General features: G+C 36.7%; 18 protein-coding genes. 13 read left to right on the forward strand and 5 right to left on the reverse strand.

Going from position 1 to position 19,234, the window contains the following annotated elements:
• Positions 1-81: 81 nt before the first annotated feature.
• From RE431_RS06875 to RE431_RS06885, 3 genes are read left to right on the forward strand one after another with little or no spacing between them, the layout of a single operon-like run.
• Positions 82-1,932, forward strand: coding sequence for a peptidase MATCAP family protein (locus RE431_RS06875; protein ID WP_309561226.1), 1,851 nt, complete (start codon positions 82-84; stop codon positions 1,930-1,932).
• Positions 1,929-2,978 carry a glutathione synthetase gene (locus RE431_RS06880; RefSeq protein ID WP_309561227.1) on the forward strand — a complete coding sequence of 350 codons (1,050 nt, stop codon included), beginning with the start codon at positions 1,929-1,931 and terminating at the stop codon, positions 2,976-2,978. Before RE431_RS06875 ends, RE431_RS06880 begins: the two co-directional genes overlap by 4 nt.
• A gap of 9 nt (positions 2,979-2,987) precedes the next feature.
• A complete protein-coding gene (locus tag RE431_RS06885; RefSeq protein WP_309561228.1) occupies positions 2,988-3,899 on the forward strand; it encodes a succinylglutamate desuccinylase/aspartoacylase domain-containing protein in 912 nt (303 codons plus the stop codon).
• A gap of 42 nt (positions 3,900-3,941) precedes the next feature.
• Here RE431_RS06885 and RE431_RS06890 read toward each other — a convergent pair whose 3' ends face one another.
• Both RE431_RS06890 and corA read right to left on the reverse strand, forming a co-directional pair.
• A complete protein-coding gene (locus tag RE431_RS06890) occupies positions 3,942-5,075 on the reverse strand; it encodes a lactonase family protein (RefSeq protein ID WP_309561229.1) in 1,134 nt (377 codons plus the stop codon).
• Positions 5,076-5,091: 16 nt separating this feature from the next.
• Positions 5,092-6,171 (reverse strand): magnesium/cobalt transporter CorA, encoded by a 1,080-nt coding sequence (gene corA, locus RE431_RS06895; protein WP_309561230.1) that lies wholly within the window; start codon positions 6,169-6,171, stop codon positions 5,092-5,094.
• A 142-nt stretch (positions 6,172-6,313) separates the two neighbouring features.
• On the opposite strand from corA, the gene recQ reads away from it, so the two are divergent.
• Positions 6,314-8,422 carry a DNA helicase RecQ gene (gene recQ, locus RE431_RS06900; RefSeq protein WP_309561231.1) on the forward strand — a complete coding sequence of 703 codons (2,109 nt, stop codon included), beginning with the start codon at positions 6,314-6,316 and terminating at the stop codon, positions 8,420-8,422.
• On the opposite strand, the gene truA is transcribed toward recQ, so the two are convergent.
• A complete protein-coding gene (gene truA, locus RE431_RS06905; RefSeq protein WP_309561232.1) occupies positions 8,419-9,207 on the reverse strand; it encodes a tRNA pseudouridine(38-40) synthase TruA in 789 nt (262 codons plus the stop codon). The genes recQ and truA overlap by 4 nt on opposite strands.
• A gap of 147 nt (positions 9,208-9,354) precedes the next feature.
• Here truA and RE431_RS06910 point away from each other — a divergent pair, with 147 nt between their 5' ends.
• From RE431_RS06910 to RE431_RS06950, 9 genes are all read left to right on the forward strand, one after another.
• On the forward strand, positions 9,355-10,428 hold the full coding sequence (locus tag RE431_RS06910; protein WP_309561233.1) for a DUF3616 domain-containing protein: 1,074 nt from the start codon (positions 9,355-9,357) through the stop codon (positions 10,426-10,428).
• Positions 10,429-10,580: 152 nt separating this feature from the next.
• Positions 10,581-11,084, forward strand: coding sequence for a hypothetical protein (locus RE431_RS06915; protein WP_309561234.1), 504 nt, complete (start codon positions 10,581-10,583; stop codon positions 11,082-11,084).
• Complete coding sequence (locus RE431_RS06920; protein ID WP_309561235.1) at positions 11,084-11,575, forward strand: GyrI-like domain-containing protein; 492 nt, start codon at positions 11,084-11,086, stop codon at positions 11,573-11,575. Before RE431_RS06915 ends, RE431_RS06920 begins: the two co-directional genes overlap by 1 nt.
• A gap of 6 nt (positions 11,576-11,581) precedes the next feature.
• On the forward strand, positions 11,582-12,409 hold the full coding sequence (locus RE431_RS06925) for a DUF1853 family protein (protein ID WP_309561236.1): 828 nt from the start codon (positions 11,582-11,584) through the stop codon (positions 12,407-12,409).
• Positions 12,410-12,898 (forward strand): GNAT family N-acetyltransferase, encoded by a 489-nt coding sequence (locus RE431_RS06930; protein ID WP_309561237.1) that lies wholly within the window; start codon positions 12,410-12,412, stop codon positions 12,896-12,898.
• A 2-nt stretch (positions 12,899-12,900) separates the two neighbouring features.
• Positions 12,901-13,656, forward strand: a complete 756-nt coding sequence (locus RE431_RS06935; RefSeq protein WP_309561238.1) for a sulfite exporter TauE/SafE family protein — start codon at positions 12,901-12,903, stop codon at positions 13,654-13,656.
• Positions 13,657-13,694: 38 nt separating this feature from the next.
• Positions 13,695-14,573: a cation diffusion facilitator family transporter gene (locus tag RE431_RS06940; RefSeq protein ID WP_309561239.1), complete on the forward strand. Its 879-nt coding sequence runs from the start codon at positions 13,695-13,697 to the stop codon at positions 14,571-14,573.
• Between the two features lie 80 nt (positions 14,574-14,653).
• Positions 14,654-15,388, forward strand: coding sequence for an NYN domain-containing protein (locus tag RE431_RS06945; protein ID WP_309561240.1), 735 nt, complete (start codon positions 14,654-14,656; stop codon positions 15,386-15,388).
• Positions 15,389-15,396: 8 nt separating this feature from the next.
• Positions 15,397-16,248: a pirin family protein gene (locus RE431_RS06950; RefSeq protein ID WP_309561241.1), complete on the forward strand. Its 852-nt coding sequence runs from the start codon at positions 15,397-15,399 to the stop codon at positions 16,246-16,248.
• A gap of 11 nt (positions 16,249-16,259) precedes the next feature.
• On the opposite strand, the gene RE431_RS06955 is transcribed toward RE431_RS06950, so the two are convergent.
• On the reverse strand, positions 16,260-18,554 hold the full coding sequence (locus tag RE431_RS06955; protein WP_309561242.1) for a choice-of-anchor L domain-containing protein: 2,295 nt from the start codon (positions 18,552-18,554) through the stop codon (positions 16,260-16,262).
• A 51-nt stretch (positions 18,555-18,605) separates the two neighbouring features.
• Complete coding sequence (hisIE, locus tag RE431_RS06960) at positions 18,606-19,226, reverse strand: bifunctional phosphoribosyl-AMP cyclohydrolase/phosphoribosyl-ATP diphosphatase HisIE (protein ID WP_309561243.1); 621 nt, start codon at positions 19,224-19,226, stop codon at positions 18,606-18,608.
• Positions 19,227-19,234 lie beyond the last annotated feature (8 nt).

A 19,234-nucleotide genomic window follows, 5' to 3' on the forward strand; every position in this document is an offset into this window, starting at 1 on the left:
GTAACCAGACAACAATGAACCAATCAATAAACCCGTAGTAATAGCGATTTAAAGCTATTGCTTGAATAAGTTTTCAAAGTAATGCAGGAAATACCTGATTTATCTGAGAAATCCATTGAGCAAATTTTAACAATTCTTGAAAAAGAAAAAGAGATCAATTGCTCACTTCCAGGCAAGGGAGTTTTACATATTGAAAAGGAATTGCCATATCTGGTGATCTATCGAAGAAAACCGGAAGATAAAGGAACAAGACGTTTTGTAATCAATGAATCTTCTTATCTCGTCATTGGGAACGAAGATTTTCAAGGCTACCGCAAATTACTTTATAGAATTTCAGATCAGATCTCAGTTCAAATGAAATCTTATCTCCTTTTCGAAATATATTCAGGAAAGAGGGATTCTACCAAGATCAAGATCAAAGGTCCTGCTGAAAAGTTGCCATCAGCATTAAAGACTCTAAAAGATGATTTTTTAAAGATCAATAATGAGTTTACAGGTTTGTATCTGGACACTGAAATCTTAGATACACCGAACCGACAGGCCGAAGGCGATGTGCCCTTTATGAAGCTGGAAGATGCGAAAAGTTGTGGTGCTGTGGTTGTTGGCCTTGAAGTTCCTCCCATCTATAGAAATGAAAACAATCAACTATATCCTGTTTTCTTCAGAAATTTTAAAGATTTCCTTATTAGAGCGATCCATCGGTCATTTTTTGAATTTATAAGGGTTCAGACATCTGGCGGAGTCGCAAGTTTTAATGCGCTTGGAAGAAAGTATCTTAAACAGATCGTTTTCGATATAGATAAGCAGCTATCAGATATAGAAAAATCGTATCAGTTCTTATGGTTAGTATCTCCAGCAAATATACACGATATAAAAAAGGAGTTTTTTGATAGCAACTTTCAAAATGTGATCGATTATCATTACAGGTTGCTACCTGTAGATCCAGATGTGCTTAAAAGAAAACTTTATAATTTAAAGATTGAAGATATTGATGATCCTGCGATGTCCTTTCTTTTTAGAGAAAAAAGAGAAGAACTTGATATGCAGATCACGATGCTGAATGAACGTGGAAGTAGGAATTTCATGTACGACAGTATTAGGCTTTATAAAGGAGTAGAAAAGAATTTATGTGAGGAAGCCAGAAATATTCTGAATACTGTTCCGGAAGAAACCGAATTAAATAATTCAAACCTTTTAGATTCTAAAGCCTTCAGTAGTCTCGCCAGAAAGGAATTTGACTATTATCGAGAGCAGGACGAAAACTTTAAATGTAAAGTTCACATTCGTAAAGATGTGAATGTGATGATGGTTTCTCATGGCGAATTATATATCCCTGCAGATTATAAGATGAATCGTATAGAAGCTGAAGCCTTGATCCAGCATGAAGTTGGAACACATGTGCTTACTTATTACAACGGTAGCAATCAACCACTAAGTCAGTTAAGTATTGGTTTAGCCGATTATGATCCGCTTCAGGAAGGATTAGCGGTAATGTCTGAATTTATGGTTGACGGACTTACGGCTAACAGGTTAAGGATTCTTGCCGGTAGAGTGATCGCAGGTGAAGCTTTGATGGATGGCGGCAACTTTCAGGAGATCTTCAGATTATTAAAAACTGATTATGGATTTTCTCCGGAAAGAGCTTTCAATATTACTTCCAGGATAATGCAGGGAGGCGGATTCATGAAAGATATCATCTATTTAAAAGGTCTGGTATTATTAAAAGATTATATAAAAGACGGAGGTGATTACGAACCTCTTTTAGCCGGTAAATATGGAATTAAACACACCGGCATTATAAAGGAACTTACAGATAGAAAAGTTCTTAATCCTGTTCAGGTTAAACCTAGTTACCTGCACAGTGAAAAAATGTACGAAAAATTAGAATTAATCAGGCAAGGCTTAAGCCTGCCACAAATGGTATGTAAATGAAAATATGTTTTGTATTAAACGATGTTGAAACGGAGAAAAATGGAACTTCTACAGCACTAATGTCCATGGCTCATCAAAGAGGTCATGAAGTATATGCTATGGGAGTTGGAGATTTTACATTCCATCACGACCAACCAATAAGTATTAATGCGCTAACGGTGCCTAAAAGCTTTAAGAGCAAGTCACCTCAGAAATTCCTGGAAGCACTTCAGGATAAAAAGAATAAACCTAAAAAGATCAATTCTTCAAAGCTGGACGTCCTTTTCATTAGGAACAATCCAACTGAGGAAGATGGTCGTCAATGGGCCGAACAGGCTGGTGTTGCATTCGGTAGAATGGTTCAGCAGGAGGAAGTTCTTGTGTTGAATGATGCCTATGCCCTATCACATGCTTTTATTGATAAGTTATATTTTGAAGAATTACCACAGGAGATTAAACCTGCTTCAATTATAACCCGGGACAAAGATCAGATCCTTGACTTCTGGGAAAATCAGAAGAACAAAAAGATGGTTTTAAAACCATTAGAAGGTTCTGGTGGTCAGGATGTTTATCTTATAGATCAGCATGAAAAGAATGTGAATCAGATCATCACACATTTAAGTTCTCAGGGTTATGTGATCGCTCAGGAATACCTACCTGCAGGTAAAGATGGTGATGTTCGAGTGCTTCTGGTAAACGGAAAGGTGATGGAGAAAGACGGGAAAAAAGCGATTATTAGAAGAGTAAGTGGTGAAGGTGAATTCAGAAGTAATTTCTCTGTTGGAGCAACCGCCGATAGTAGTGACCTTACTCCTGCAATGCAACGTATCATCGATCTTACGGCTCCAAAATTAATTCGTGACGGATTGTTCTTCGTTGGACTTGATATTGTAGACGATAAACTAATAGAGATCAATGTGCTTAGTCCAGGTGGAATGGAAAGGTTTAAGGATATCGGACTTCCGGCTTTTACAGATTATATTATCGAAGCAATTGAAAGAAAAGTTGAATTCAAAGAATTATATAAAAATCAGCTAAGCAATAGAACCTTAGCAACTATGGACTAATAAAGCATTATGAGCAACGAATTGAAAAAAGATATCCCAAGGATCATCGGCAAATATAGTTCAGGTAAAAAAGGACCACTTTTATTTGTAACCGGCGGTATCCATGGAAATGAACCTAGCGGAGTAAAAGCTCTGATGAACGTTTTTGAAGAACTCCATAAAACTAAGCCAGAAATTGAAGGTACCATAGTTGGAGTTTCAGGAAATAAAAAGGCGCTGAATGAAAATAAGCGTTATATAGATGAAGATCTTAACAGGACCTGGACCGAAGAAAACGTAAAAAAGAATGATGCGGAAACTCATGAAGAGCGTGAGATGTTCGAGATCATTAAAGTTCTTAAAGAGCAGTCTAATGGAGATTTCACAAAAAGATATTTCCTGGATTGTCATACAACTTCATCATCCAGCTTACCTTATGTATCTGTTCAGGAAGTGAATGATAACGACGAATGGGCGCATAAATTCCCAACGTATATTATTCGTGGGTTTAGTGATATTATCACGGGTGATATAGATCATTATCTAAGTAGAACAGGGATGACAGGATTTGTTTTTGAAGCGGGTCAACATACAGATAAAACTTCTCAGGAAAATCATGAGGGAGTTATCTGGCTTGCGCTAAAAGAAGCTTGTAATTTAGATCTCACCATGATCTCTACGTTTCCTGAGTGCGTTGACAGGTTTGCAAAAAAGAACGCTCCAGAACAAAAAACTTTTGAAATATTATATCGTCATGGACTGGAAGATTCCGATATTTTTGAAATGGAACCGGGTTATGAGAATTTTCAGAAGATCGAAAAAGGTGAATTACTCGCCAAGCAAAACGGGAATGAAGTGAAAAGTGAATGGGATGCATATATCTTTATGCCTTTATACCAATCACAAGGTAACGACGGATTCTTTGTAGTTCAGGAAGTATAATCCAATAAATTAATAAAAAAAGCGGCTTAGTAGCCGCTTTTTTTATTTTACGAATTCCAGACAAACCGGTGTCTTTATCTCAAATACCGGTTCCTGTGGTTTTAATTTACCATTTTCAGGATTAATTCTATAGGTGGTTATATTACCAGTATCCTGACTAGCCGCGTAAAGAAACTTTCCGTAAGGTGAAATAGCGAAGTTCCTAGGAGTTTTACCGGCAATAGGAACAAAATCTACATTAGTTAATTTTCCTGAATCTTCAATTTTAAAAATTGCAATACTATCATGTCCTCTATTGGAAGCATAAATAAATTTTCCGGATGGATGAATATGAATGTCTGCAGCTGAATTTTTCATTTTGAAAGATTCCGGAAGGGAAGAAATGTCCTGGATCAATTTAAGTCCACCATCTTTTAAAACTTCAAATACGCTTATGCTACTGTTAAGCTCATTCATAGAATATGCAAAAGTCCCGTTTTTGGCAAAACTCATGTGTCTTGGACCAGCTCCTTCTTTCAATTGAACGAACAGCTGATCATGTGATTCAAGCTTTCCATCTTTTAGATTGAAGATCCAGATCTTATCATTCCCAAGATCTGCAATATAGGCATGCCTGTTATCTCCACTGATCTTTACAGAATGAGCATGGGAATTTTCAGGGTTTTCAAGATTAACCTCCTGATTTTCGCTAAGGCTGCCATCTTCATTAATCTTATAAGACATTACAACTCCGCCCATATAATTACTTACAAATACAAATTTTCCAGATCTGTCCAGTGCAATATGACATGGGGCATAGCCACCTGTTGATTTCTTACTAATTTCTCTAAGGCTCCCATCTTCCTGTATTCCATATGAATAAATGAATCCACTTTCTCCTTCATGCGGTCCAAGCTCACTTACTGCAAATAGATATTTACCCATTTTTCCTACCTTAACGAATGATGGATTTACCAACTCTGCCACAGTTCCCATCGAAGTCAACGCCCCGGTATCAGAATTTTGATTTAGCAGATAAATGCCTTTAGCCTTACCGTCTACGTGACCTTCTTTCTTGGTATAAGTACCAACATACATTTTATTGATAGAATCATTGATGGTGCCGCTTTCACTCTGGGCAAAACCAGCATTTGAAACGAAGAGGCTTAGAGTTAATAGTATTATTGGAATTCTCATAATTTTCAAATTTTATCTATAACCATTTTTTCCTTTTGAAGTAATAAAGCATCAAAAAGAAAATAATGAGCATTACTCCCCAAAGTACGAAATAACTGTATTTCCATTGCAATTCGGGAATGTATTCAAAGTTCATTCCGTAAATACCAGCGATAAACGTAAGTGGAATAAAAATACTGGCCATGATGGTTAGCACCTTCATTACTTCGTTCATTTTGTTACTGATAGTTGTCATATACATATCCATCAATCCCCAGATCATCTCACGGTAAATATCAATGTTTTCAGATATCTGGATAATATGATCATAAAGGTCACGAATAAAATTACTGGTATGGGGATCTATTAATTCGTTATCGAGTTTTTCCATCCTGCTTATCACTTCTCTTAACGGAAAAACGGCTCTTCTGATTCTTAAAATATTTCTTTTAAGATCCTGGATCTCATAGGTGATATCATCACTTGGTTTAGAAGTAAAAAGACTTTCTTCCAAAGCTTCTATCCTATCGCTCATATCATCTATTACGAGGAAGTAATTATCAATAATAGAATCCAGTAAGGCAAACATAAGATAATCGGCGCCACGGGTTCTAATTCTACCTTTGGCAGTTTCTATTCGCTCTCTAATAGGATCAAAAACATCTCCATCAGCCTCCTGAAAAGTAAGAACATAGTTCTTCCCCACGATCATACTAATATGTTCATTCTCTATTTCTCCATTCTTATAATAGAGCATCTTCGCAACGATAAAAAGATAATCCTGATATTCTTCGATTTTTGGTCGTTGGCCAGTATTTACAATATCTTCCATCACCAATGGATGCAACTCGTAATAATCACCAAGCTTTTCAATCTCTTCTACATTGCTTAAACCGTCAATATTAAACCAGGTGATACTATTTTCATCTACAAATTTAAAGGCATCTTCAGGCGTTGTAGAACTAAAACGCTCATGACGTTCGCTGTTATAATCTATAACGTCCAGCTTTGTTTCGGTAGCTTCCTTGTTCCCCACATAAGTCATGGTTCCAGGAATCTGGTTGGCCGATTTAGTCGTTTTAGGGCGTCTAAGCATCAGCTTTCTTCTTTTAGCCATAAGTAGAATTAATTTTGAATAAAAATACTAATTATCTCCTAACGGCAATTTAAAGCTACTTCAAGAATTAAAATGGAATAATATTTCTGAAATCACCGCCTGGAATTACCGGAAATATACTCTTAATTTTACCTTTGCAAATATGAAAGAAGCAGTGTTGTTAGATACTCTGAAGGAATACTTTGGTTATGAGAAATTTAGGCCTTTACAGAAAAGGATCATTTCTTCAGTTTTTGAAGGCCAGGATAACCTGGTAATCATGCCTACCGGTGGTGGAAAGTCTATTTGTTACCAATTGCCTGCTATCTTACTGCCAGAACTCACACTCGTAATTTCCCCTCTTATCGCCTTAATGAAAGATCAGGTAGATGGTTTGAATGCTAATGGTGTTCCTGCAGCTTACCTTAATAGTAGTCAGGAAGAGGCTGATAAAGAGGTTATCTTTCAGAAAATTGAGAAAAAGGAAATCAAATTACTTTATGTAGCTCCCGAAAGTTTACAATTCGTAGATCGTTTTTTAACCAATGGAAAAGTAAGCCTTATCGCGATTGATGAAGCTCACTGTATTTCCAGTTGGGGACATGACTTCAGGCCGGCATATACTCAGCTTGGCTATTTAAAGAATCGCTTCCCTTCTACTCCAATTCTGGCTTTGACCGCCACAGCAGATAAAGCAACAAGAAATGATATTTGCCGCCAGTTAAATATCCCGAAAGCAGAAAAACATATTGCCTCTTTTGACAGAAAGAATCTAAGCCTGGAAGTAAAACCAGGAATAAAACGATTTGAACAGATCACTAAATTCCTGAAAAATCGAATCAACCAAAGCGGTATCGTATACTGTTTAAGCAGAAAGACAACAGAAGAACTTGCTGCAAAATTAAAAGCAAAAGGTTTTAAGGCTGAAGCATATCATGCCGGTATAGATCATGATAGCCGTTCCAGGATACAGGACGATTTTATCAACGATGAAAAACAGATCATTTGTGCCACTATAGCCTTTGGAATGGGAATCGATAAATCAAATATTCGCTGGGTGATCCACTACAATATGCCGAAAAACCTGGAAGGCTATTACCAGGAAATTGGTCGTGCTGGCAGGGATGGTCTTGCCTCAGACACCTTGCTTTTTCATAGCTATTCTGATGTGATCCAGCTGCAGAAATTTGCTTCAAATGCCAAGAATGAAGAGGTTCAATTGGCGAAGCTAGACAGGATGAAACAATATTCAGAAGCACTAAGTTGTAGAAGGAAGATCCTGCTCAGCTACTTTGGCGAGTATATGGAAAAAGACTGTGGGAATTGTGATATTTGTAGAAATCCGCCAGAATTTTTTGATGGAACTGTCATAGCCCAGAAGGCACTTTCTTGCATCTTCAGATTAAAAGGAGCTGAACCTATAGGTACAGTTATAGATGTACTTCGTGGTTCACAAAATGAAGTAGTTCGACGAAATAATTATGAGCAACTTTCCACCTATGGGATAGGGAATGATATTTCATGGCGACACTGGCAGCAATACCTAATTCAACTAATCAACCTTGGATATGTTGAGATCGCTTTTGACAAAAACAACCATCTTAGGCTAACCGAGCAGGCCAAAAAAGTACTTTTTGAAAAAGAGGTCGTACACCTGGCAGATGTCAAGGAAGAACAACTAAAAACTCCTGTGGAAAAAGCAGAAAGTTTAAATAATTCTCTATTCGAAAAACTTAGACAACTGCGCCTGAAAATCGCCAAGGAAGAAGATATTCCTGCCTATCTTATTTTCAATGATGCTGCTTTAAAAGACATGGAAAAACAAAGGCCAATGTCTGACTCTGAATTTTTATTGATAGATGGAGTTGGTAGAAAAAAGATGGAAGATTATGGGTATCGCTTTATCAAGGAGATCATCGCTTTCAGTAAGGATAAAAGAGAGAAAAAGCCGAAAAAAAAGTCTAAAAAGGGAAATACGTTAAAGGAGACTCTTTCACTTTATAATGATGGATTAAATGTGGAGGAAATTGCAACAGAAAGAGGTGTAGCGAAAAACACCATTTACACTCACTTAATGAAATTGTACGATGAAGGTGAAGAAATTAACCTGCATCAGTTCATCCCTATTTCAGATCTAAAAGCTATTGAAAAGGCGAAGGAGGAACTTGAAAATCCTAATTCATTACGTGCCTATTTTGAACATTTTGAGGAAGCAATACCTTATGAAACCATCAAAATTTCATTGAAAATTCTTGAAGATAAAGAGAACTAATTAAATTCCATTTTCCTGAGTATGAGTCCGGAAGCTGGTGCAATAAAATCCATCTGGTGCTCAGGACAATCAGGTTTAAGACTATCTTTAATATCCTGCAAACTCAATTCCCCTCTTCCAACCTGCACGAGACTTCCCATCATGAGTCTTACCTGATGTCGCAAAAATCCCGCTGCGTGAATATGAAAAATATAAGACCTTTCAGGAAAAAAATTGGCTTTGTAAACTGTGTTTACAACTAACTCTGATTTTACCATTTCTCGTTCAAAGGTGCTTTTTTCAGAAACACGAACACAGTAATTCCTGAAATTATGCGTCCCCTGAAATAATTTTGCAGCTTCTTTCATCTTTTCAATATCCAGATCTTCCTGGAAATTTGCCATGAATGGCGCACAAAATGGATGAAATTTATCACCAATACTAAATAGATAGGCGTATTCCTTCGTTTTGGAATGCTGGATAATATTGAATTTATCATCTACTTCCTCGATAGCTAATGCTCGAATATCCTGAGGTAGATTTTTATTGAATATCTTTAGAAATTCTTCCAGATCTTCCAGAGGTTCATGATCAAGAAATAGTTCGAATGCAGATTCTTCCGCAGAAACCATAGCATCGGTTCTGCTGGTGCCAAGGATCTTATATTTAGCATCTGGCATTACCCAGCGCAAGGTTTTTGTAATAAGTCCTTCTACCGTTTTTACATCGGGCTGTTTCTGCCACCCATGCAACCTGTATCCTAAGTACTGAACTTTGATAAAATAATAGAATCTCTTTCTGAACAAATCTTCAATTTTGAGCAAAGATATTTAAATTTCATTCGGACTGCCTTAACATATAGCTTTCAGGAATTACAAAGTAATCTTAAATATGATTGAGAAAATTCCCAAATGCTGGAATTCTCTTTAAATTGGAAGTAAACCAACAATTTTATGAAACCCAGCCAGAAAAAAGTTGCCCACAAATGTCTTATTCAATTTGATAAAGGATTTTCAAATATTGAAGACCTTAGAACCGAAATATCAAGCAGCCTTGCTACCGAAGATAATCTTTGGTTAAGCTATGATGAAGATGCAGGGATCGAGCGGTTAAAGAGCACTAAAAACGGCTATGGTTACCATAAACATTATGAATTATTCGATTTCTTTGATCTGCCATCTGGAGAAGGTGAGGCAGATATGGAGGCTCTTGCGTACCAGGAACCTTTTTTATGGTTTTGTGGAAGCATGAGCCTCAAACGAAATTCACCAAATGAAAGAGATCCAATAGATAAGCAATTAGGCAATTTAAGTGAAATAGCAACAGATGCCAATAGATTTAGTTTAGGTTGTATACCATGTATTAAAAAAGATGGCAGCTATGAACTTCTAAAAGAAGCTGAGTATAATGGTGAAAAGATCAAACCATTAATGCTTAGAGGCGGCACAAAAAGTACCGAGCTTCACAATGCATTAATGACAGATGAACATCTCAAAAAATTCATGACCATTCCCTGCAAGGATAACGGCTTCGATATTGAAGGCCTGGCAATTTTCGAAGAACGTATTTTTATTGGTTTAAGAGGTCCTGTTTTGAATGGCTACGCAGTGATCCTGGAAATTAGTTGTAAGCAATTTGATAATGAGCTTATATTATCTAAAAAACCCGATGAGGATAAATTATATCGGAAACATTTCATAGATCTAAGCGGTATGGGAATAAGAGAGTTGAATATTACTAAGAATGGGGATTTATTTCTACTCGCCGGACCAACCATGGATCTTGATGGAACCATTAGTATTTATAAAATTAAAGGAGGTTTACCAGACCAGCATGGAAGTGTGATTCATCAACCGGAAAGATTGTTTGATGTTGCTCGCGGTGCAGAATTGGAGCATGGCGCAGATAAAGCGGAAGGAATGGCATTTTTACCCGATGGAAAAGTTTTGATAACCTACGACTCCCCGGTGCCTGAAAGACTGGAAGGAGAAACAGCAGTCTGGATGGATTGTTATGATATTGATTAAGCAGACTGCGAAAATCCATAAACCATACTAGCATTTATTTTTTATATTGGTACTTTCTATGAACTATTAGAAGGTTGCAGTATGTCGTGGATAGGTGCATCAATATTTCATAGTAGAAATTTGAATTCGTCACTAACCACAAATTTTAAATAATGGAATCATCTAATTGTCCGGCTTGTCGCCAGGAATCTACAACAGTTCTAGATTATTGTTCAAATTGCAACTTTCCGTATAAAGGCACAGAAAATGAAAGATCAGCTCATATTGGCAGATTTATTTCAGAAAAGAATATTTTAAGCGATAGTGAAACATCGATAAAGAAAAGCAGGAACATACTTTTAATTATTGCAGCGCTTAACTTCGTGATGTTCTTTATCGCTATTTTTTCTTCTGAATATTTGCTGGTAGATGCTATAGTTAATTTAGTAATCGCAGTGATCTTTGCCATGTTTGCCTTCTTTATCAAGAAAAGTCCGGTTATCTTTACAGTAATACCATTGCTTTTTATAGTGATGCTTTATCTGATTGATGCAACTTACGATCCTTCGAGTATCGCCAGAGGAATGATATTTAAAATGTTTATTCTCGGTAGTCTTGGTTACGGAGCTTACAAATGCTATCAGGCAGAAAAATTTAAGAAGAAATATAATTTATAATGATATCAGAACCTGAAATAAAAGATTTAGAGACGAAGAAACTGGTAGGAATTTGCATTGCTACCAGCCTGGCAGATGATAAAACGAGTCTATTATGGAACAGGTTCATGAATCTAAAAGGGACGATCGCTAATAATAAAGGAAAAAACTTATATTCTGTTCAGGAATATGGTGAGAACTTCATCAAAGGTGATTTTGACACACAATCCCAGTTTAAAAAATGGGCTGCAACTGAAGTTTCAAATTTTGAAGAGATCCCGAAAGGACTCGAAAAACTTGAAATTCCAGGTGGTAAATATGCGGTTTTCACTCATAAAGGAACGGCTAAGGAGTTTTCCAAAACTTCTACTTTTATTTTCAATGAATGGCTGCCAAATTCAGGTTATGTTCTGGACGATCGATTACATTTCGAAATATTGGGCGAAGAATATAAAGGTCCTGAAAATCCAGATTCCGAAGAGCAAATCTGGATACCCATCAAGAATAAATAATTTCTTTTGGAAGGCATAAGTATTATTGATCAGTTTCAGGGATTTCTGAATACGCCTGATATATTTCCTGATGAAAGGGACTTGAAAACTTTTCAATTTCCCGATGTAAATTTGTCTGAAGCACTTCTTTTAGATCTGGAGGAACTAGATCATCCAAGAAACTCTGTACTTGGTAAGCGTATGGAGAGCTTTTTCGAAATTGCTATAAAGCATAGCGAGCGTTATGATCTAATTGCTTCCAATATTCAGATCATTGAAAATAAGCAAACATTAGGCGAATTGGATTTTCTTGTTTTCGACAAGGAAATTTCTAAAACTGTGCATGTTGAACTCGTCTACAAACTCTATGTTTATGATGAATCTTTGTCGAATGAAAGGGACAAATGGATTGGTCCTAATAGAAGGGATAGCTTTTCTGAAAAACTTGAAAAGCTTAGATCAAAGCAATTTCCATTACTATACAAGCCTGAAACATCACATTACCTAAAAAAACTAGGCCTTAATAAAGAAGATATTCAGCAGCAATTATGTTTTAAAGCCCAACTATTTACAGCTGATAATCTAAACTTTTCCGATCAAAAAACAGTGAATCCAGATTGCTACAAAGGACATTATGTAAGACTTTCGGACTTTATTGAAGAGAATAACTCCGATTCGCAATTTCACAGTCCTAAGAAAAAGTATTGGAGTTGTGATCCTACAAATAATTCAGAATGGATGAATAAGCAGGAATTACTGAATAATATTGAGCAACTCATCGAAAAAGAGAAAGCACCATTGGTCTGGAAAAGATCAGGTTCCGCATTTCAAAGTTTTTTTATAGTTTGGTGGTAAATGATACGGCGAATCACATCTGCAGATGCTAAAGATATTCTGAAAATCTATGCTTTAGGATTGGAAACGCGCAATGCTACCTTCGAAACAAAAGTGCCTAGTTGGGAAACCTGGGATCAAAAGTTTCATAAACATTCAAGAATCGTTTTTGCAGATAATGGAGAAATACAAGGCTGGGCTGGTATTACACCTTTTTCAAACAGGGAAGTCTACAAAGGTGTTGCCGAGGTAAGTATTTATGTTCATCCGGATTATATCGGAAAAGGAATTGGTTCTCAATTAATGAAAAAACTTATCAAATCTTCTGAGGAAAATGGGATATGGACCTTATTTTCCAGTGTGTTTCCTGAGAATGAAGCTACGATAAAACTCCATACAAGGAATAATTTTAAGTTATTAGGCAGAAGAGAGAAAATCGCAAAACTTGATGGTAATTGGAGAGATACTTTAATCTTTGAAAGAAGAAGTAAAATAACAGGAATAGATTAGATATGGCAGAAATATTTCAGGATATCAACATTTTCTTTCTGGTCATTCTTTTTATAGCGGGAATAGTCGCATTTATAATCTCTACCGTTTCTGGTGGCGGTGGCGCTTTAATACTTGTGCCGCTCTTGAATTTTCTTATTGGAACTACCAAAACTGCACCAGTGATCAACCTGGGAACTTTTATAGGCCGCCCGGCAAGACTCATTTTATTCTGGAAAGATATTAACTGGAAAGTGTTCTGGTATTATGTTCCTGCTGCCATGCTCGGAGCCTGGGTAGCTGGTTATTTTTTTACAAAGGTTGAGGCTTCCTGGCTTCAGATACTAGTTGGAATATTCCTAATTAGTACAGTTTTTCAATATCGCTTCGGAAAAAAGGAAAGGTCATTCCCTGTTAAGCTATGGTATTTCATCCCATTAGGTTTTATAGTCTCTGTACTTGGAACGATCATCGGCGCGCTTGGTCCTATCCTTAATCCGTTTTATTTAAATCTGGGACTTGATAAGGAAGAACTTATTGCTACCAAAACTGTCAATTCCTCTTTTCTTGGAATTGCTCAAATTGGCAGTTATGCCTTTTTCGGACTTCTATATAGAGAACTCTGGATCTATGGCATTGCTTTAGGCCTCGGAGCGGTTATTGGAAATATTATTGGCAAACGATTTCTATCGAAAATGAAAAGCAGCACTTTCAGAAAATTGCTGATCTTATTAATGGTAATCAGTGGAATATTGTTGATCTATAAACAGATCAACTAGTTTATTCTTTTAAATTTGTAAACTCCAAAATCAAAACTATGCAGCCGGGATACCGGGAAGCTATTAAAGCATCCTATTTTAGTATTGCAGGAAATGCGCTTTTAGCCGTCGCAAAAGCTGTTACCGGTATTTTTGGAAATTCATACGCCTTGATTGCAGATGCGATTGAATCTACTACAGATGTTTTCTCATCACTTCTAGTTCTACTCGGCCTTCGTTACGCAAACAAGCCTGCTGATGAAAACCATCCTTATGGTCATGGTAAAGCTGAACCGCTGATAACATTCATGGTGGTTGGTTTTCTTATTGTTTCCGCAACGATAATAGCTTACGAAAGCATTGAAAATATCCAGACACCGCATGAGGTTCCAGAACCTTATACCCTAATCGTATTACTGGTAATTATTCTTATTAAAGAGATCTCATATCGTTTCGTTTCGAAAAAAGGAACAGAAACTAATAGCTCTGCTTTAAAAGCTGATGCCTGGCACCATCGTAGTGACGCTATCACTTCCTTGATGGCATTTATAGGAATTTCTGTTGCCTTATATATGGGTAAGGGCTATGAAAATGCAGATGACTGGGCCGCATTGTTTGCATCAGGTTTTATCCTTTTCAATGCTTATCTAATCTTAAGACCTGCTCTCGGCGAAGTTATGGATGAACATCGATACGATGATATTGAGGTTCAGATCAGGGATATCGCGCACGATAATGAATGTGTGGTAGAAACCGAAAAATGTTTTGTTAGAAAAACTGGAATGACCTATCATGTAGACCTGCATATAGCTGTAGATGCACAAATCACGGTAAAAGAAGGTCATGATATCGCTCACCGGGTAAAAGATGAGATTCTTCTGAAAATTCCAGAAATCGCCGATGTTCTAATCCACGTAGAGCCTGACGACGAACTGTAATCAATTTCAACATTTATAAGCTTTTTAGGACTATTTGGGCTTATTAAACCTTAACTTTAGTCACCCAAAAGAATTAATTAATGGAAACTAATCTGGCCGTTCTTATAGACGGCGATAATATACCTTCAGCTCATGTGAAGGAAATGATGGAAGAAATTGCCAAATATGGTAATCCTACGATCAAAAGAATTTACGGTGACTGGACGAAGCCTCATCTTAATAAATGGAAAACTGTTCTTCTCGAAAACGCTATCCATCCAATTCAGCAATACGGTTATACGCAAGGAAAAAACGCAACAGATTCAGCAATGATCATCGATGCGATGGATATTCTATATTCAAATAAAGTTGATGGCTTTTGCCTGGTTTCCAGCGATTCAGATTTCACCAGGCTGGCAACCAGATTACGTGAAGCGAGCATGAAGGTGATCGGAATTGGTGAAAAGAAAACGCCAGATCCATTTATCGTGGCCTGCGATAAATTCATTTATATAGAGATTCTGAAAAATAATTCCAAAGATTCCAATAACGATAAGAATAAGGAAAGAGATAGCAGGAAACCAAATGTAGATAAGATCACCCCTAAAGTTGTCAGACTGATCTCTCAGACTATTTCTGATGTTGCCGATGAAGATGGCTGGGCTTTTCTTGGAGATGTGGGAAGTTTGCTTCAAAAAAAGCAACCAAATTTCGATTCACGGAATTACGGATTTCAAAAGCTGACTCCAATGATCAATTCTATTGATAAATTTGAAGTGGAATCCAGGGAAAATTCAAATTCAAAGTTTAAACTTATCTACGTAAAAAATAAATAATCTCAGTAATGAGAAATCTTAAGAAAGTACACAAAGCAGAATATCGCCCGATGGGAGATCTTGAAACCTGGTCTCCAATGCCTACAAGGAATTTACAAATGATAGATCCGTTTATATTCCTTAATCATCATGGGCCTCAGGTTTATGCTCCTAATAACGATGGACTACCTTTTGGACCACATCCGCATCGCGGAATGGAAACGGTAACTTTTATTATTGATGGTGATATCGCCCATAAAGATAGCGGCGGACATTATAGCGTCATCGAGAGTGGCGGCGTGCAATGGATGAGTGCAGGAAGTGGATTATTACATGCCGAGATTTCTTCTGATGAATTCAAGGAGAAAGGAGGTCCATTAGAGATTCTTCAATTATGGGTGAATCTTCCAAAGCGTCTAAAAATGATGGCTCCGGAATATCGCGGCCTGCAAAAAGACCAAATCTCTGTTTGGGAAAATGAGTCTAAGACAGTAAATGCACAGGTGGTTTCTGGTAGTTTCAAAGGAATTCGTGGCGCATTTGATACTCCGACTTCTGTGAATTTATCCCTTGTTCATTTCGATAAAGGTTCTGAAATCCAGCTTGAAATTCCAAAGGCTGATAATATCTTCTTCTACGTTATTAGAGGTAAGCTGGAGGTAAATGAAATTGAAGTTCAGGAATTACATCTTGCTGAATTCTCTAAAAACAGTGAAATATTAAACATTGTTGCGAAAGATGATAGCATTCTGCTTTTAGGTCATGCCGAACCTTTTAACGAAAAAGTGGTTTTTGGCGGTCCCTTTGTAATGAATTCTGAAGAAGAGATCCAGCAAGCTTATGAAGATTATAAAACAGGAAAAATGGGTTCGTGGAATTAATTCCTTTTTTTTTACCTGATCAAACTGAAATGCCCTTTTATAATTTCGCCTGAATCCAAGATAAGGCTAAACCAGTAATCACCAGATGCGGCTGGCCGGTTGTTAATGTCCCCATTCCAACCGGAACTCGTTGTGTCTAATTTTTTCAGAAACTTGCCATAACGATCATAGATCATAACTGTGTAATTGGAGTTTGCCCCCCTAACCTTCCATAAATCATTAATACCGTCTCCATTTGGTGAAAAGAACTTATCATAGCCGAAGACTGAAATTTCTTTTGCTAGCGTCTCACAACCATTTTTATTTCTCGCGTAGATAGTATGAATACCAGCATTAACGTTATTAAATATCTCTGAATCCTGATAAACTGAAGAATCTATTGCGTATTCATATTCAGCATTTCCATCAATTAATATTTCAACTGAATTTGAACTTCCATTTGATTCAATCTTTATTTCATCAATACTTCCGGTTTCAGAATATTCTAACTCAATTTCCCTGCTGGAAATACAGGTTCCATCTTCACTTACTTCAACTTTATAAGTACCAATACCTATAGCATTAATCGTATTTTGATTTTCATTTAATTGTGTTCCATTATAATACCAACTAAAATTCGCATTATCTAAACTGCCTTGTAATCCTGCATTTAAAATGGTTTCAGCAATATCCACATTAAGGCAAACAGCTATTGTTTCATCTTCAATAAGTTCTGGTCCTCTAACAATTTTCAAATTGATACTGGAAAATCCGAAACAAGAATCTGAGATCGTAATTTTATAGAAAAGCTTTTGCTCAAACGCTATAATATTGGTAAAATTACCAGTAACCTGGTTTGTATCATTTCTGGCATCATCTTTTGATAAATAAAAAGACACTTCGGTATTTTCGGGCAGGTCATCAATAAAACTTTGCGTTACTAAAGCCAGGTCTATATTACTAATCCCATCTATTGGAAAATCATCGCAAACCGAATAATCTTCTGCCTTTAATACATTATTAGATTCCAGAATTAATTGAATTTCAGCTATTTCAACGCATCCAAAACTATTCTGGACTCTAGCAAAAACGGTAGTTTCATCACTCTGAAAATCTTCTGGATTTTCGATTGCATCCGTATCACTTAAAGCATTAGCTGGGTTCCTATAGAAACCAGAAATTTCATTACGTGAACTGGGATTGATAATTTGTGTTGCGCTATCCTTCAAATTAAAATTACCTGTTTCATCATCTGGAAATCCACAGGAAAATAATTCTGCACTATTCAGCTGTATTTCGGGATAGAATTCGATTTGTACTTCTCCATAAGATATGCAACTATTACCAGATTCACATCTCAAACTATAAACGCCAGAAGTGTCTACAGATAGGCTTTCACCATTTTCATCTTCCAGTAATTCTCCATTCCTGAACCATTGTAAACTAGCATTTCCAGAAATAGAAGGTTTAATTTCAAAACTTTCACCACCACAAAGGGCGTTTTCTGTACTCATCAATTTATCTGGACCAAGATCTATAGTTGGTTGAAAACTACCAGCCTCTATAAAAACAGCAGAATCAAATTTCGCATTGAAATCATCTGCAATCACCAATTTAACATGATAAACTTCACCAGTATTAACGTTGGCCGAAGCTGTAAGCACTTTAGTTTGTCCGTCGAAAACCGTTTCAGCATCGGTGTTAAACCTATCAAAGTAATTTTCATTGATGGCTCTGCAATTATCAGAAATATAAGGATGAATTGTGGTTGAACTTACCGGCGTCTGGGTATTTGGAACAAGCGCAATATTCTCGTAATTGGCAGCTGATACCGGCTTGATAAAAAATGCGAACACATCAGAAAACCTGCAGGTCATTGAATTATCAAACTGAAACTCTTCTGAGGCGAATAAATATTTAAAACTGATCCTGGATACTTCAGGAACAAAATCAAATTCCAGAATTGTTGCATTAAAAGTTTCTACATTAAATTCTGAATCTAGATCTTCATCACCATCCCATCCGGGGGCATCATCATCGCTTAAAATAGAAGTTGACTGGGTAATACTTTTCAGTTTTCCTGTACTTAAAACAATGCCTTCCCTTATCGGAAAATCAGATCCATTAGCATTAAAATAACCAAAGCTTTTGGAATTATCTGTAAAATTACCACCTGCAGCCTCAGTTACTTTAACATTCGTGATGCACGGACTATCAACAAGAAGTTGTTCGATTAATTCCTGAGGAGAATACCTATCTTCATCTATGGCCATACTCTGGCCAACAGCCATGAATGGAAATAAGAATAGCAGGACAAGTTTTTTCATAATGCATTAGCAGAAATGCAAAAGTAAGCTTAGAAAACAGTTTTAAAAATATTAATGCCTGTCTTTTAAAACCTTAACGATATCATTAAGTTCGAAACCCTTGGCTTTAAGTAAGATCAAATAATGAAATAGAAGGTCTGCACTTTCATTCAAAAAAAGGTCATCATTATCATCTTTTGCTTCAATCACCGTTTCTACAGCTTCCTCTCCTACTTTTTGTGCTATCTTATTGATTCCTGAATCAAATAGTGAAACCACGTAGCTGGAATCCTTTTCTTTTCTTAACTCAGGTTCGGTTTCGCTCAATTTTTTACGAGCTTCAATAATTCCTTCAAGTTTAGAAAGAAAACCAAAATCCATCTTATTCTCTTCAGCCCAGCAGGTGTCAGTACCTTTATGGCAAACCGGGCCTACAGGATCAACCTGGATTAATATAGTATCATTATCACAGTCCAGCTTTACACTTACAAGGTTCAGGAAGTTACCGCTTTCCTCACCTTTCGTCCAAAGACGCTTTTTGGTACGACTGTAAAAAGTAACCTTTTTGGTTTCGTTGGTTTTTAGGAAAGCCTCCTCATTCATATAACCGAGCATAAGAACCTTTCGCGTCGTTGAGTCCTGAATGATCGCCGGCACCAATCCCTCGTTATTTTTATTAAAATCTATGTTCATCTTTGATA

Origin of the sequence: Christiangramia sediminicola (genome assembly GCF_031344135.1) — a bacterium.
In the GTDB taxonomy this organism is placed as follows: domain Bacteria; phylum Bacteroidota; class Bacteroidia; order Flavobacteriales; family Flavobacteriaceae; genus Christiangramia; species Christiangramia sediminicola.

Bases quoted from the DNA above. Each gene is read 5' to 3' on its own strand.
- RE431_RS06890 (WP_309561229.1), bottom strand. From the start codon at position 5,075: ATGAGAATTCCAATAATACTATTAACTCTAAGCCTCTTCGTTTCAAAT.
- hisIE (WP_309561243.1), bottom strand. From the start codon at position 19,226: ATGAACATAGATTTTAATAAAAATAACGAGGGATTGGTGCCGGCGATC.
- RE431_RS06955 (WP_309561242.1), bottom strand. From the start codon at position 18,554: ATGAAAAAACTTGTCCTGCTATTCTTATTTCCATTCATGGCTGTTGGC.
- RE431_RS06950 (WP_309561241.1), top strand. From the start codon at position 15,397: ATGAGAAATCTTAAGAAAGTACACAAAGCAGAATATCGCCCGATGGGA.
- RE431_RS06920 (WP_309561235.1), top strand. From the start codon at position 11,084: ATGATATCAGAACCTGAAATAAAAGATTTAGAGACGAAGAAACTGGTA.
- recQ (WP_309561231.1), top strand. From the start codon at position 6,314: ATGAAAGAAGCAGTGTTGTTAGATACTCTGAAGGAATACTTTGGTTAT.
- corA (WP_309561230.1), bottom strand. From the start codon at position 6,171: ATGGCTAAAAGAAGAAAGCTGATGCTTAGACGCCCTAAAACGACTAAA.
- RE431_RS06940 (WP_309561239.1), top strand. From the start codon at position 13,695: ATGCAGCCGGGATACCGGGAAGCTATTAAAGCATCCTATTTTAGTATT.
- RE431_RS06880 (WP_309561227.1), top strand. From the start codon at position 1,929: ATGAAAATATGTTTTGTATTAAACGATGTTGAAACGGAGAAAAATGGA.
- RE431_RS06945 (WP_309561240.1), top strand. From the start codon at position 14,654: ATGGAAACTAATCTGGCCGTTCTTATAGACGGCGATAATATACCTTCA.
- RE431_RS06875 (WP_309561226.1), top strand. From the start codon at position 82: ATGCAGGAAATACCTGATTTATCTGAGAAATCCATTGAGCAAATTTTA.
- RE431_RS06885 (WP_309561228.1), top strand. From the start codon at position 2,988: ATGAGCAACGAATTGAAAAAAGATATCCCAAGGATCATCGGCAAATAT.
- RE431_RS06915 (WP_309561234.1), top strand. From the start codon at position 10,581: ATGGAATCATCTAATTGTCCGGCTTGTCGCCAGGAATCTACAACAGTT.
- RE431_RS06935 (WP_309561238.1), top strand. From the start codon at position 12,901: ATGGCAGAAATATTTCAGGATATCAACATTTTCTTTCTGGTCATTCTT.
- RE431_RS06910 (WP_309561233.1), top strand. From the start codon at position 9,355: ATGAAACCCAGCCAGAAAAAAGTTGCCCACAAATGTCTTATTCAATTT.
- RE431_RS06930 (WP_309561237.1), top strand. From the start codon at position 12,410: ATGATACGGCGAATCACATCTGCAGATGCTAAAGATATTCTGAAAATC.